The sequence below is a fragment of the Arthrobacter sp. cf158 genome, assembly GCF_900106835.1.
Classification (GTDB): domain Bacteria; phylum Actinomycetota; class Actinomycetes; order Actinomycetales; family Micrococcaceae; genus Arthrobacter.
Genome location: NZ_FNNR01000001.1, coordinates 329053 through 342120 on the forward strand (window position 1 = coordinate 329053; position 13068 = coordinate 342120).

Annotated in this window: 13 protein-coding genes; 11 read left to right on the forward strand and 2 right to left on the reverse strand. The window is 62.3% G+C overall.

Going from position 1 to position 13068, the window contains the following annotated elements:
• Positions 1 to 47: 47 nt before the first annotated feature.
• Positions 48 to 524: a succinate dehydrogenase hydrophobic membrane anchor subunit gene (locus tag BLW08_RS01550; RefSeq protein ID WP_090819946.1), complete on the reverse strand. Its 477-nt coding sequence runs from the start codon at positions 522 to 524 to the stop codon at positions 48 to 50.
• A 3-nt stretch (positions 525 to 527) separates the two neighbouring features.
• A complete protein-coding gene (gene sdhC / locus BLW08_RS01555; protein ID WP_089594138.1) occupies positions 528 to 908 on the reverse strand; it encodes a succinate dehydrogenase, cytochrome b556 subunit in 381 nt (126 codons plus the stop codon).
• Positions 909 to 1161: 253 nt separating this feature from the next.
• Here sdhC and BLW08_RS01560 point away from each other — a divergent pair, with 253 nt between their 5' ends.
• The 11 genes from BLW08_RS01560 to BLW08_RS01610 all read left to right on the forward strand — a co-directional run bounded on the left by BLW08_RS01560 (position 1162) and on the right by BLW08_RS01610 (position 12997).
• Positions 1162 to 2295, forward strand: a complete 1134-nt coding sequence (locus BLW08_RS01560; protein ID WP_090819944.1) for a mannose-1-phosphate guanylyltransferase — start codon at positions 1162 to 1164, stop codon at positions 2293 to 2295.
• A 110-nt stretch (positions 2296 to 2405) separates the two neighbouring features.
• Positions 2406 to 3611 (forward strand): amidohydrolase, encoded by a 1206-nt coding sequence (locus tag BLW08_RS01565; protein WP_090819941.1) that lies wholly within the window; start codon positions 2406 to 2408, stop codon positions 3609 to 3611.
• Positions 3612 to 3732: 121 nt separating this feature from the next.
• Positions 3733 to 4167 (forward strand): MarR family winged helix-turn-helix transcriptional regulator, encoded by a 435-nt coding sequence (locus BLW08_RS01570; RefSeq protein WP_091322987.1) that lies wholly within the window; start codon positions 3733 to 3735, stop codon positions 4165 to 4167.
• A 53-nt stretch (positions 4168 to 4220) separates the two neighbouring features.
• Positions 4221 to 4652 carry an organic hydroperoxide resistance protein gene (locus BLW08_RS01575; RefSeq protein WP_090819936.1) on the forward strand — a complete coding sequence of 144 codons (432 nt, stop codon included), beginning with the start codon at positions 4221 to 4223 and terminating at the stop codon, positions 4650 to 4652.
• Complete coding sequence (locus tag BLW08_RS01580) at positions 4649 to 5662, forward strand: NADP-dependent oxidoreductase (RefSeq protein WP_091322989.1); 1014 nt, start codon at positions 4649 to 4651, stop codon at positions 5660 to 5662. Before BLW08_RS01575 ends, BLW08_RS01580 begins: the two co-directional genes overlap by 4 nt.
• 112 nt (positions 5663 to 5774) lie before the next feature.
• Positions 5775 to 7013, forward strand: a complete 1239-nt coding sequence (locus BLW08_RS01585) for a BMP family lipoprotein (protein ID WP_090819930.1) — start codon at positions 5775 to 5777, stop codon at positions 7011 to 7013.
• A 133-nt stretch (positions 7014 to 7146) separates the two neighbouring features.
• Positions 7147 to 8664: an ABC transporter ATP-binding protein gene (locus tag BLW08_RS01590; protein ID WP_090820666.1), complete on the forward strand. Its 1518-nt coding sequence runs from the start codon at positions 7147 to 7149 to the stop codon at positions 8662 to 8664.
• Positions 8657 to 9997 carry an ABC transporter permease gene (locus tag BLW08_RS01595; protein WP_090819928.1) on the forward strand — a complete coding sequence of 447 codons (1341 nt, stop codon included), beginning with the start codon at positions 8657 to 8659 and terminating at the stop codon, positions 9995 to 9997. Before BLW08_RS01590 ends, BLW08_RS01595 begins: the two co-directional genes overlap by 8 nt.
• Complete coding sequence (locus tag BLW08_RS01600; protein WP_090819925.1) at positions 9994 to 11283, forward strand: ABC transporter permease; 1290 nt, start codon at positions 9994 to 9996, stop codon at positions 11281 to 11283. Before BLW08_RS01595 ends, BLW08_RS01600 begins: the two co-directional genes overlap by 4 nt.
• Before the next feature lie 2 nt (positions 11284 to 11285).
• Entirely contained in the window at positions 11286 to 11690 is a 405-nt protein-coding gene (locus tag BLW08_RS01605) for a cytidine deaminase (RefSeq protein WP_091322991.1), read from the forward strand.
• A complete protein-coding gene (locus BLW08_RS01610) occupies positions 11687 to 12997 on the forward strand; it encodes a thymidine phosphorylase (protein WP_090819919.1) in 1311 nt (436 codons plus the stop codon). Before BLW08_RS01605 ends, BLW08_RS01610 begins: the two co-directional genes overlap by 4 nt.
• Positions 12998 to 13068: the final 71 nt, after the last annotated feature.

Below are 13068 nucleotides of genomic sequence, written 5' to 3' on the forward strand. Positions count from 1 at the left end.
CGTCAGGCGTGCCGGATCAAGCCGGCATCGCCGCTGTGGCCCGGCCGCTACGGGGCCGGGCAGAACCCGCCAGGAAGCTGAACGCCGTCCACCACGGGGCACGGGTTGAAGGTGAAGATCACCAGCGTGCCCAGGATGATGATGACCAGGGTGGCCGCGTAAAGGACCATCTTGAGCCAGAAGCGCGTGGAATCCTTCTCGGCGTAGTCGTTGATGATGGTGCGGACGCCGTTGGTGCCGTGCAGCATGGCAAGCCAGAGCATGGCGAGATCCCAGAACTGCCAGAAGGGATCGGCCCACTTGCCGGCAACGAAGCCGAAGTCAATGGCGTGGATGCCTTCGCCCACCAACAGGTTCACGAAGAGGTGGCCGAAGATCAGCACCACCAGGACGATGCCGGAGAGGCGCATGAAGAGCCAGGCGATCATTTCGAAGTTGCCGCGGCTTGAGCCCGTGCGGTTGTACTTCGGTGCGATCTTGCCACTGCTGATTTTTCCGCTGCGCGGAGATTCGATGGTTGTCATGGCTTAGTGGCCTCCCAGCGCGAGGGAAAGGTGGCGGATGGCGAAGCCGGCGAACGTGACCAGCCACAGCGCAAGCACGATCCACAGCATCTGGCGCTGGTACTTCGCGCCCTTCTTCCAGAAGTCGATGGCGATCACACGCAGGCCGTTGAAGGCGTGGAAGATGATCGCGGCGACCAGGCCCGTTTCACCCAGGGCCATGAGGGGGTTCTTGTAAGCGCCAATAACGGCCGTGTAGGCCTCCGGGGACACGCGCACCAATGAGGTGTCCAGCACATGGACCAACAAGAAGAAAAAGATCACTACACCGGTAATACGGTGTCCAACCCAGGACCACATGCCTTCACGGCCGCGGTACAAGGTGCCAGCTGGTTTTGTCGGCACTGATTAAACCTTCCTGCAACACAGCGGCGCTGGCATGGGATCCACGCGGGGGGAACGCCTGCTGCGAGAGCACTCGTAGCTCACGCCTAAATCTAGGCTTCGCTCACAGCATATTCAATTTAGGACTGGCTTCTTTGCTTGTTAATTCCATGTTTCCTGCCCGTATTCAGGCAATTTTGCGTAGTGCTTGAGACGAACACCACATGCGTGGCGTTCTGCGGGGCTTCCCGGTTGCGTCGGATAAAGTGTTGCGGTGAGTACAGAAGACGCGAAATACCCGGAATCGCCCATGAACCGCTTCCATGCGGTTATTCCGGCGGGCGGTGTGGGCACCCGGCTGTGGCCACTCTCGCGTGCCGCTGCGCCCAAGTTCCTCCACGACCTGACCGGTTCCGGCAGTACGTTGTTGAGGGCCACCTACGACCGCCTTGAGCCCTTGGCAGGCGAACGCGTGCTCGTAGTAACCGGCGAGGCACACCGTGCCGCCGTATGCCGCCAGCTCCCCGAGGTGGGAGATGACGAGCTGGTGCTGGAGAGCGAGCCAAAGGACTCCGGCGCCGCCATCGGTCTGGCCGCTGCCATCCTGTATCGCCGGGATCCGGAGACCATCATGGGTTCCTTCGCCGCGGACCAGGTCATCAGCCCCGACGACCTCTTCCAGGAAACTGTGCGCGAGGCGATTTATACCGCTGCCATGGGCAAGATCGTCACTATCGGCATCAAGCCCACACACCCTTCCACCGGCTTTGGCTACATCCGCTCCGGCGCAGCCCTGAACGTTGAAGGTGCACCGAACGCGCTTGCCGTAGCGGAGTTCGTGGAGAAGCCCAGCCAGGAAGTTGCCAACAAGTATGTGGAGGCCGGCGACTACGTCTGGAACGCCGGCATGTTCGTGGCCCCTGTGGCCCTCATGCTCAAGCACCTTGAAGCCAACCAACCGGAGCTCTTTGCCGGCCTGCAGGAGATCGCCGAGGCTTGGGATACTCCGCAGCGCGCAGAAGTGACAGCACGTGTCTGGCCCACCCTGCCCAAGATTGCCATTGACTACGCGGTAGCCGAGCCTGCAGCGGCAGCCGGCGATGTCGCCGTCGTACCTGGCACCTTCCGCTGGGACGACGTTGGTGACTTTGCCGCCATCGGCCGCCTCAACAACGCCGGCGACGTCGATGAAGTGACGGTGCTCGGTGAAGGCGCCCGCGTGTTTGCGGAGAATGCCAGTGGTGTTGTGGTCTCCGATACCAAGCGCGTGATCGCCCTGATCGGCATCAAGGACGTGGTCATCGTTGACACCCCGGACGCGCTCCTGGTCACCACCAAGGAACACGCGCAACTGGTGAAAGGCACCGTTGACGCGTTGAAAGCCAGCGGCGATACGGACGTGCTCTAGTACTTCCTCTTATACCGTGAGCCACCTCTTTGGTTGTCCTGCCGCTGAACGCAGCGTAACCAAGAGGTGGCTTTCGTTCTTCGGGGGCCACGCATGGCTAGAGTTGTGACGTGCGCAATTACACGACTGAAACCGAGCCTGCTCCCGTGGTGAGTCCTTGGGTTGATGAACTGCTTCCCGGACTTATCGAATTCCGGCGTGACCTCCATGCGCACCCGGAGTTGTCCTTCAAGGAATTCCGCACCACGGACAAGCTGGTGGAGCGGCTTGAAGCGGCCGGACTGAAACCGCGTCGGCTCGAGGAGACCGGGCTGACGGTTGACGTGGGTGAGGGCCCCATTGCCACAGCCCTTCGCGGAGACATCGACGCACTGCCCATCATTGAGGAAACCGGCCTGCCGTTCGCGTCGAAGAACCATGGCGTAACCCATGCTTGCGGGCACGACGTCCACACCACGGCCATGCTGGGCATTGCCTTGACGCTGCAGCGGATGCACAAGAACAATCCGCTGGGTGGCACGGTCCGGATCATCTTCCAGCCTGCCGAGGAAACCATGCCCGGTGGCGCATTGTCCTGCATCGAGCAGGGCGTGCTTGAAGGCGTGCCGCGCATCCTGGCGCTGCACTGCGATCCCCGGATCAATGTGGGTCAGATCGGCACGCGCATCGGCGCCATTACGTCGGCGTCGGACACCATCAAGATTGAACTTTCCGGACGCGGCGGCCACACCTCCCGCCCGCACCTGACTGAGGACCTGGTCTTCGCTTTGTCGCAGATCGCCATCAACGTCCCGGCGGTTCTTTCCCGTCGCGTGGACGTCCGCAGCGGCGTATCAGTGGTTTGGGGCCAGATTTCGGCCGGCTCGGCGCCGAATGCCATTCCCGGATCCGGCTATATGGCTGGAACCATGCGCTGCCTGGATCGCGATGCCTGGCATAGTGCAGGGGAGCTGCTGGACGATGTTGTGAGGCAGGTTGCTGCTCCTTACGGCGTGGACGTGCACCTTGAGCACACCCGCGGCGTGCCGCCCGTGGTGAATTCCGAGCATGAGACGGCCCTTATCGAAGCCTCCGCCCGCGCCGAGCTGGGCGAGAACGCAGTGGTCCTCACCCCGCAGTCCATGGGCGGCGAGGACTTCGCGTGGTTCCTGGCGGACCTCCCCGGTGCCATGATGCGCCTGGGCACGCATACGCCGGGTGGCGAGGAATACGATCTCCACCGTGGTGACTTCATCGTGGACGAGCGCGCCTTGGGCTACGCCATCCGCGTTCTCACCGCCGCCGCCCTCCGGACGATCCGGGACCTCAACCAGTAGACCCAGCTGACTCGCAGTTCAGTCCGTTGTGAGATCACAAAACAGACTGAACTGCGACTCACCCGGTGCTTTCGGCGAGAATGAGTTGTGCACAATTGAATTGTGCACTATCGTTTTATCCATGAGTGATGCACCCCGCCTCCGCCACCAGGTCTGCTTTGCGCTGTACTCGGCTTCAAAAGCTGCGACGGCGGTCTACCGCCCCGTGCTGGAAGATCTGGGGCTGACGTACCCGCAGTACCTGGTGATGCTGGTGCTGTGGGAGCAGGAACCGCGGAGTGTCCGTGAATTGGGCGCAGAACTGGGCCTCGACTCCGGCACATTGTCACCACTGCTCAAGCGCCTTGAAGGCCTGGGGCTCGTGGAGCGTCGCCGCTCGGACGAGGACGAGCGCCGCGTGGACGTCGTACTGACAGACGCCGGCACTGCCCTGAGTGACCGCGCTCAGGCCGTGCCACAGCGCCTCGCGGACGCTGCCGGGCTTTCGCCCGAGGAAATCGGACAGCTTCATGCCAGTCTCGGCAAGCTCACCGCGGCCCTGAACAGCTCACTCTGACAGACTCCCGGAGAATCCCGGGCCATCCATTCCCAAAGAGAAACGGAAACACCATGAAGACTCTTTACACTGCCGAGGCACTCGCCTCCGGCGAAGGCCGGGACGGCAACGCCCGCACCAACGATGGCAAACTGGACGTTGCTCTGGCCAGCCCCGTGGAACTGGGTGGCAACGGTGAAGGAACCAACCCTGAGCAGCTCTTCGCTGCCGGTTACGCTGCCTGCTTCCACTCTGCCCTGCGCCTGGTGGGCCGCAAGGAACGCGTTGACCTCAGCGATTCGGCGGTTGCTGCCAAGATCCACTTCGGTGCCTTGACGGACAGCGAAGGCTATGGCCTGGCTGCCGAGCTCGAGATTGCCCTGCCGGCGCTGGACCGCTCCACGGCAGAGCAGCTGATGGAGAAGGCGCACCAGATCTGCCCCTACTCCAACGCAACCCGCGGCAACATGGCCGTGGACCTCAAGCTCGTGGAGTTCGCAGCATGAGCGCCGTCGCCACCGAAACCCGCGAAATCCAGCTGGCCTCCCGCCCCGTTGGCCGTCCGGCCCCGGAGAACTTCCGGCTGGCAGCAGCACAGCTCCCAGAGCTCGCCGAGGGACAGCTCCTGGTGAAGAACCAGTTCATGTCCGTGGATCCCTACATGCGCGGCCGCATGAACGACGTCAAGTCCTACTCAGCGCCATTCCGCCTCGACGCAGCCCTCGACGGCGGTGCAGTAGGTGAGGTGATCGCGTCCCGGTCGGACGCGCACAAGGTGGGTGACGTCGTCGTGCATCAACTGGGGTGGCGCGAACACGCAGTGGTTGATGCAGCGGCAACCACCCCTGTGCCCAGCGGGCTTGCCCCGACGTCGGCGTTCCTTGGAGCGCTGGGCATGACCGGCCTGACCGCCTATGCCGGCTTGCTGAAGGTGGCCGAGTTCAAGGAAGGCGACGTCGTCTTCGTCTCCGGTGCGGCTGGTGCTGTTGGCTCCATGGTGGGGCAGATTGCCAAGGCGATGGGCGCATCCAGGGTCATTGGCAGCGCTGGTTCGCCGGAGAAGGTGGCCCGCCTGCTGGAGCTCGGCTTTGACGCTGCGTTCAATTACAACGACGCCCCGGTGCTCGATCAGCTGCGCGAAGCGGCGGGGGAGCGCGGCATCGATGTGTACTTCGATAACGTCGGCGGCGAACACCTCGAAGCCGCGTTGGCCACGCTCACTGTTGGCGGCCGTGTGGCCATGTGCGGCGCAATCGCGCAGTACAACTCCACCGAGCCCGCAGTAGCGCCCAGGAACCTGGCCGTTGCCATTGGCAAGCAGCTGACCCTGCGTGGTTTCCTGGTGGGCGGCCAGCGCCAGCACGCTGCCGAGTTCGCGCAAAAGATGGCCGGCTGGCTCGCCGACGGAAGCGTCTCCTATGACGAGACCATCGTTGATGGACTGGAGAATGCACCGCAGGCGTTCATCGATTTGCTGGACGGTGCCAACACCGGAAAGATGCTCGTCCGGTTGTGACGCGGCGGTAGCCGGGTGTGACTTGCGCGCCCGGCTACTGCTTGGTAACAAAAGGTCAACAATCTGACCAGGAGTAGTACTTTGTGCTATCCGGGTGTGTTCCAGGCCACTAGTGTTGGTGTCATCAATGCGCTTAGGCGCAGCTGCGAGCATCAGTGAAAACAGAATTTCTGCCTCAGGTATAGGAAACGGACACTCATTGACCATCCGTCGTAGCGCCAATCACTTTCTTCCTGGAGGAAAATTGAAGAAACCACTGCGTGCCACCCTGAAGCGCGGTTCCATGGCCGGTGTTGCCACTCTCGGCGCAGCAGCGCTCCTGCTGACCAGTTGCGGCCAGGCTCCCGACGCCGGATCCGGCGCGGCGACCAAGAGCGACTTCCTCGGATGCATCGTCTCCGACTCAGGCGGATTCGACGACCAGTCCTTCAACCAGTCCTCATTCGAAGGCCTCAAGAAGGCTGAGACGGACCTCGGAATCCAGGTCCGGTCGGCCGAGTCCAAGGCAAACAGCGACTTCGAGACCAACCTGAACGGCATGGTCTCGGCAGGTTGCAACCTTACGGTCACCGTCGGCTTCCTCCTGGGCGATGCCACCAAGGCTGCTGCTGAGAAGAATACCGACAAGCACTTCGCGATCATCGACTTCGCCTACGATGCTCCGATCGCCAACGTGAAGCCTGTTGTCTACGACACCGCCCAGGCTGCCTACCTGGCAGGCTACGCCGCTGCCGCCACCACCAAGACCGGCAAGGTGGGTACCTTCGGCGGTATCAAGATTCCTACCGTCACCATCTTCATGGATGGCTTCTACGACGGCGTCCAGGCCTACAACAAGGCCAAGAACAAGTCAGTCCAGGTTGTCGGCTGGGACAAGAACACCCAGGATGGCTCATTCACCGGTGACTTCGAAAAGCAGGACACCGGCAAGCAGGTCACCATCAACCTTCTGGACCAGGGTGCGGACATCGTCATGCCCGTAGCCGGCCCGGTGGGCAAGGGTGCAGGCGCCGCGCTCAAGGAAGCCAAGGCCGCCGGCAAGGACGTCAAGCTCATCTGGGTTGACTCCGACGGCTATCTGACGGCTCCCGAGTACAAGGACCTCATGCTGACCTCCGTGGTGAAGCAGATGGGCGAGGCCGTTGAAACCGTAGTGAAGGACGACAAGGACGGCAAGTTCAGCAACACGGCCTACGTTGGCACGTTGGAGAACGACGGCGTTGCCATCGCTCCGTTCCACGACCTCGATTCTGCAGTTTCTGCCGAGACCAAGTCCGAACTCGATGCCCTGAAGGCGGACATCATCTCCGGCAAGCTGGTTGTCGAGTCGAAGGCAAGCCCCAAGAAGTAAGCAATTCCTGGACGCGCCGCCAGTACCGAGCCTCGGTACTGGCGGCGCGTTTTTGCCCTGACTAGGCTGAACCCAAAGCTCGTGGCTTTGGAGCTGTTCAGCTGTCCCTCGGACTCACAGAACGGTGGGAGTTGTGAAACTCGAATTGAAGGGGATCTCGAAAGCCTTCGGGACCTTCTACGCCAACCAAGACATCGACCTCGTGGTCGAATCCGGCCAAATCCATTGCCTCCTTGGCGAAAATGGTGCCGGTAAATCAACACTCATGAACGTGCTCTACGGGCTGTACGAGCCCACGGCGGGCCAGATCCTGGTGGACGATCAGGCCGTCAATTTCCGCGGCCCTGGTGACGCCATGGCCGTTGGCATCGGCATGGTGCACCAGCACTTCATGCTTGTCCCCGTCTTTACGGTGGCAGAAAATGTAGCCCTCGGCGCGGAACCTACAACATTCGGCGGTGTCCTCAGCATCGACGAAACCCGGAAGAAGATCCGGGAAATTTCGGATCGGTACGGCTTTGACGTAGATCCTGATGCCCTGGTGGAAGATCTCCCCGTGGGAGTCCAGCAGCGTGTCGAGATCATCAAGGCCCTGGTCCGCGAAGCCAAGGTCCTGATCCTGGACGAACCTACGGCTGTGCTGACGCCGCAGGAAACGGATGAACTCCTGGACATCATGCGCCAGCTCAAAGCAGGCGGAACGTCCATCGTTTTTATCTCGCACAAGCTTCGCGAGGTAAAAGCTGTCTCAGACGTCATCACGGTGATCCGTCGCGGCAAGGTAGTGGGGGACGCGCCGCCCACTGCGTCCGCGACTGAACTCGCTTCCATGATGGTAGGCCGCCCGGTGAGCCTGAGCTTGAACAAGGCTCCTGCGCAGCCGAAAGAAACCACGTTTGTGGTGGAAAACCTCACGGTCCGCGCCGCGAATGGCACCAATGTGGTGGACGGCATCAGCTTCGACATCGCGCAAGGCGAGATCCTCGCCGTCGCCGGTGTCCAGGGAAACGGCCAAACGGAACTGACGGAAGCCATCCTCGGCGTGCAAGAGCACGTGACCGGATCGGTAACGCTGGATGGCAAACAACTGCTGGGACTTCCGGTCAAGGATGTGCTGCGCTCCGGCGTCGGCTTCGTGCCGGAAGACCGAACCGTGGACGGGCTGGTGGGTCCCTTCTCGGTGGCCGAGAACCTGGTACTGGATCTGTACGACCAGGCTCCGTTTGCGAGCGGCATCAGCATGAAGCCTGCCAAAGTGGCGGAGAACGCGAAAGCCAAGATTGAGGAGTTCGATATCCGGACACCTTCGGCTGGTTCCGCGGCCGGCACACTCTCCGGCGGCAACCAGCAAAAGGTGGTTATGGCCAGGGAACTTTCCCGGCCTCTCCGATTGTTCATCGCAAGCCAACCCACGCGCGGTGTGGACGTCGGCTCCATCGAGTTCCTGCACAAGCGCATCGTTGCCGAACGGGATGTCGGAACCCCGGTCATGATTGTTTCCACAGAACTGGATGAAGTCATTGAGCTCGCGGACCGCATCGCGGTGCTTTACAAGGGAAAGCTCGTGGGAATCGTTCCTGCGGGAACACCCCGCGACACTCTTGGCTTGATGATGGCCGGAGTCGGCCCCGAAGGAGGCTCCGATGACTAACAACGGGCAATCCAGCAAAGACCAGACCCCTGACGTTCCCAGCGCGGAAGTGCGTGCGGCTGATGTTGCACTTGATACCGCTGGTGGCGCGATGGGGCCGTCCATCGTGCCGGTTTCCTCTCAGAGCGGTGATCCCGGCCACCAGGAAGGCAACGTCCTGCGCAGGATCGTCATGGGCAACGGCTTCGTCTCTGTCCTGGCGGTCATCGTGGCTCTGTTCCTCGGCGGCCTGCTGATAGCCAGCACTGATAGCCAGGTAGCCAAGACAGCGGGCTATTTCCTGGCACGCCCAGGTGACTTCCTTCAGGCTCTCTGGGCTGCCATGACCGAGAGCTATGTGGCCTTGTTCCAAGGCGCTGTGTTCAATGCCCGCGAGGGCTTCAAGCCCCTGCTTGAGACCATGACGGTGGCAACGCCGCTGATCTGTGCCGGTTTGGGTGTGGCACTTGCTTTCCGTGCCGGTCTCTTCAACATCGGCGCGCAGGGCCAGATCATCATTAGTGCCACCCTCGCGGCGTATGTCGGTTTCGCCTGGCACCTGCCGTTCGGACTGCACCTGCTGGTGGTCATCATCATGGGTGTCCTGGGCGGTGCAGCGTGGGGTGCGATTGTCGGCATCCTCAAGGCCAGAACCGGCGCGCACGAGGTCATCGTGACCATCATGCTGAACTATGTGGCGCTGTTCCTCCTGGACTTCCTGTTGAACACCGCTGCCTTCCGCCGGCCGGGGGACAACAGCCCGATTTCACCCCGCCTGGATGAAACGGCAACCTACCCGGTACTCATCCCTGGTTCCCGGCTCCACCTCGGATTCCTGGTAGCAGTTGCCCTGACATTTGGCGTGTGGTGGATGCTGAACCGCTCCACCATCGGTTTTGAGTTCCGTGCAGTCGGTGCCAATCCGGTGGCCGCGCGCACAGCCGGCGTCAAGGTTTCCCGTGCCACCATTCTGGTCATGGCCTTTGCCGGAGCCCTTGCGGCTTTCGGCGGTGTGGCCCAGGTGGCCGGTACCGAAAAGGTGCTCACCGGCGGTGTTGCCGCGCAGATCGGCTTCGACTCCATCACCGTTGCCCTGCTGGGCCGCAGTACACCGTGGGGAACCTTCTTCGCGGGCTTGCTGTTCGGAGCTTTCCGTGCAGGTGCAGTGCAGATGCAGATCCAGACTGGAACACCCATCGACATCGTGCTGGTGGTGCAGTCCCTGATCGTCCTCTTCATCGCAGCCCCACCGCTGATCAGGTCCATCTTCCGGCTTGAGCCCAAAAAGAAGAACAAGACGCCCAAGGCCGCCCCGAAGGCTGCCCTTGCCAACGCCTCTGGAGGTGCCAAGTGAGCGCGACAACCACCGCTCCCAAGCCGGGTTCAACGGCCCTGCCTGTGTTCCGGCCTTCCCTGAAGGTTCCCGTCTCGCTGGGCGTCCTGGCGCTCATCGCCCTGTTCTTCTTTGGCTTTATGGGCCCGGACCAAACCGCCGAGATGAAGATCAGCGATGCCGGCGACGCCGTTGCAGTTCCGGCACTTATGATTCCGGGACAGGTAGGGGGCATCGTTTTTGGCATCCTGCTGCTCGCCATGGCTGCCTACTCGGTCTACCTCTGGACGCAGGGCGAAAAGTCACCCAAGTGGCTACCCATTGCGTTTGCCGTGGTGTTCGTCTTCGCCTTGCTGGTGTGGATTGTGGCAGGTGCCCGCCAGCCGTCGATTTCCCTGGCCGGTCTTGTTGCCGGTTCGGTGACCTTGGCGGTGCCCTTGGTCTTCGGTTCGCTCTCGGGCGTGCTCTGTGAGCGTGTGGGTGTAGTCAACATTGCCATCGAAGGTCAGCTTCTGGGCGGAGCGTTCACTGCCGCACTCGTGGCAACCATGACAGGGAGCCCTTACATCGGCCTGATAGCGGCTGCGGCCGCCGGTGCCGCAGTGTCCATGGTTCTGGCGGTCTTCAGCATCAAGTACCTCGTCAATCAGATCATCGTTGGTGTGGTTCTGAACGTTTTGGTCTCGGGCCTCACTGGCTTCCTCTATGGCACCCTCATGGTTCCCAACAAAGAACAGTTCAACACCCCGGGCCGTCTGGACATCCTGCCGATCCCGCTGCTTTCGGACATCCCCATCATCGGGCCCATCCTGTTCGAGCAGTCCATTGCCGGTTATCTCATGTACATTGCCGTGGCAGTGGTGTGGTTTGGCCTGTTCAAGACCCGCTGGGGACTTCGTGTCCGCGCTGTCGGCGAGCACCCGCAGGCCGCCGACACCCTCGGCATCAACGTCAACGCCACCCGGTTCTGGAACGTCACCCTGGGTGGAGCCATCGCGGGTATCGGTGGCGCTGTGTTCACGCTGGTCACCATCGACTCCTTCACCAAGGACATTTCCGGCGGTCGCGGCTTCATTGCCTTGGCGGCCCTGATCTTTGGCCGTTGGAACCCCATCGGGGCCTTCCTGGCCTCGCTGCTGTTCGGCTTCGCCTACAACCTGCAGTCGATCCTGGGCATCATCGGTACCCCGGTGCCGAGCCAGTTCATGGCCATGCTGCCGTACTTGGTGACCATCTTCGCCGTCGCCGGTTTGGTGGGTAAGTCGCGGCCACCGGCCGCAAGCGGCATACCGTACGTGAAGGGTTGACCATGCCGGCGAATGACATCGATTGGCAGGCACTGGAAGAGGCGGCAAAGCAGGCCATGCACAATGCCTACGCGCCGTACTCGACGTTCCCGGTGGGGGCTGCGGCCCTCACCGAGGACGGCCGGATTGTCAGCGGCTGCAACGTGGAGAACGCCAGCTACGGGCTGACCCTCTGCGCCGAATGCGCGCTGGTGGGACAGCTCCACATGACCGGTGGTGGCAGGCTGACCGCCTTCTATTGTGTTGACGGCCAAGGCAACATCCTCATGCCGTGTGGGCGTTGCCGTCAGCTGCTCTACGAATTCAGGGCGCCGGGAATGCAGCTTATGACGACGCAGGGAATCAAATCCATGGACCAGGTGCTGCCTGACGCCTTCGGTCCCGAAAACCTGGAGGAAACCACGTGACCAGCACTGAAGCGTTCGACGCCGTCCAGATCATTTCCATCAAGCGGGACAAGGGCACCCTCTCACCCGAGCAGATTGACTGGACCATCGACGCGTACACACGTGGCGTGATTGCCGAGGAGCAGATGGCCGCACTGAACATGGCCATCCTGCTCAACGGCATGGACCGCGCCGAGATATCGCGGTGGACCTCCGCCATGATCGCCTCGGGCGAGCGCATGGACTTCTCGTCCCTGACAAGGCCCGACGGCGGTCAGAAGGCTACCAGCGACAAGCACTCCACCGGTGGGGTGGGGGATAAGATCACGTTGCCCCTGGCACCCCTGGTGGCCGTCTTCGGAGTCGCGGTGCCGCAGCTGTCGGGCCGGGGCCTGGGGCACACCGGCGGCACCCTGGACAAGCTTGAGGCGATTCCGGGATGGCGCGCCAACCTGAGCAACGCCGAGATCATGGCGCAGCTCCAGGACGTGGGAGCCGTCATTTGCGCCGCAGGTTCGGGGCTGGCGCCTGCCGACAAGAAGCTGTACGCCCTCCGCGACGTCACGGGCACCGTGGAAGCCATTCCGCTGATCGCTTCCTCGATCATGAGTAAAAAGATCGCGGAGGGCACGGGCTCTTTGGTGCTGGACGTCAAAGTTGGTTCGGGCGCCTTCATGAAGGATGAAGCCCGGGCCCGCGAGCTGGCCGGGACCATGGTGGCCTTGGGCAAGGACGCAGGCGTGCACACGGTAGCGCTGATCACGGACATGTCCACCCCGCTCGGATTGACTGCTGGAAACGCCATCGAGGTTGAGGAATCCGTTGAGGTCCTGGCCGGGGGTGGGCCGGAAGACGTCGTCGAGCTGACCGTCCGCCTTGCTGAGGAGATGCTGGCCGGTGCCGGCATCCACGACGCCGATCCTGCTGCCGCACTCAAGGACGGCCGCGCCATGGACGTCTGGAACAGGATGATCGAAGCCCAGGGTGGGGACCCCCGGGCTGCATTGCCGGTGGCCCGGGAATCCGAGGTTGTCTACGCGCCGGCGGATGGAGTCCTGGTGGAACTGGATGCGCTCTCCGTTGGGGTGGCGGCCTGGCGCCTTGGCGCAGGACGGGCACGCAAGGAAGACCAGGTCCAGGCCGGAGCAGGTGTTCGACTGCATGCGAAACCCGGTGCGCTGGTCCGTGCCGGAGAGCCGTTGATGACACTTCTGACGGACACCCCGGAGAAGTTTGAACGGGCCAAGGAAGCGCTGCAGGATGCCGTGGTGATTGCCCCTGAGGGTTCACGCCCGGCCCATCAGCTCATCATCGATCGCATCGCCTAGGCTTAAGTGTTCCGGGTTGTCCGCACGGACGGCCCGGAACACCAGTCATCCGGCGCCTGTGGGGGAGCCGG

Excerpts from the sequence above, each read along its gene's own strand:
- BLW08_RS01550 (WP_090819946.1), bottom strand. The coding sequence starts at position 524 with ATGACAACCATCGAATCTCCGCGCAGCGGAAAAATCAGCAGTGGCAAG.
- BLW08_RS01570 (WP_091322987.1), top strand. The coding sequence starts at position 3,733 with ATGAGTGATGCACCCCGCCTCCGCCACCAGGTCTGCTTTGCGCTGTAC.
- BLW08_RS01575 (WP_090819936.1), top strand. The coding sequence starts at position 4,221 with ATGAAGACTCTTTACACTGCCGAGGCACTCGCCTCCGGCGAAGGCCGG.
- BLW08_RS01580 (WP_091322989.1), top strand. The coding sequence starts at position 4,649 with ATGAGCGCCGTCGCCACCGAAACCCGCGAAATCCAGCTGGCCTCCCGC.
- BLW08_RS01595 (WP_090819928.1), top strand. The coding sequence starts at position 8,657 with ATGACTAACAACGGGCAATCCAGCAAAGACCAGACCCCTGACGTTCCC.
- BLW08_RS01605 (WP_091322991.1), top strand. The coding sequence starts at position 11,286 with ATGCCGGCGAATGACATCGATTGGCAGGCACTGGAAGAGGCGGCAAAG.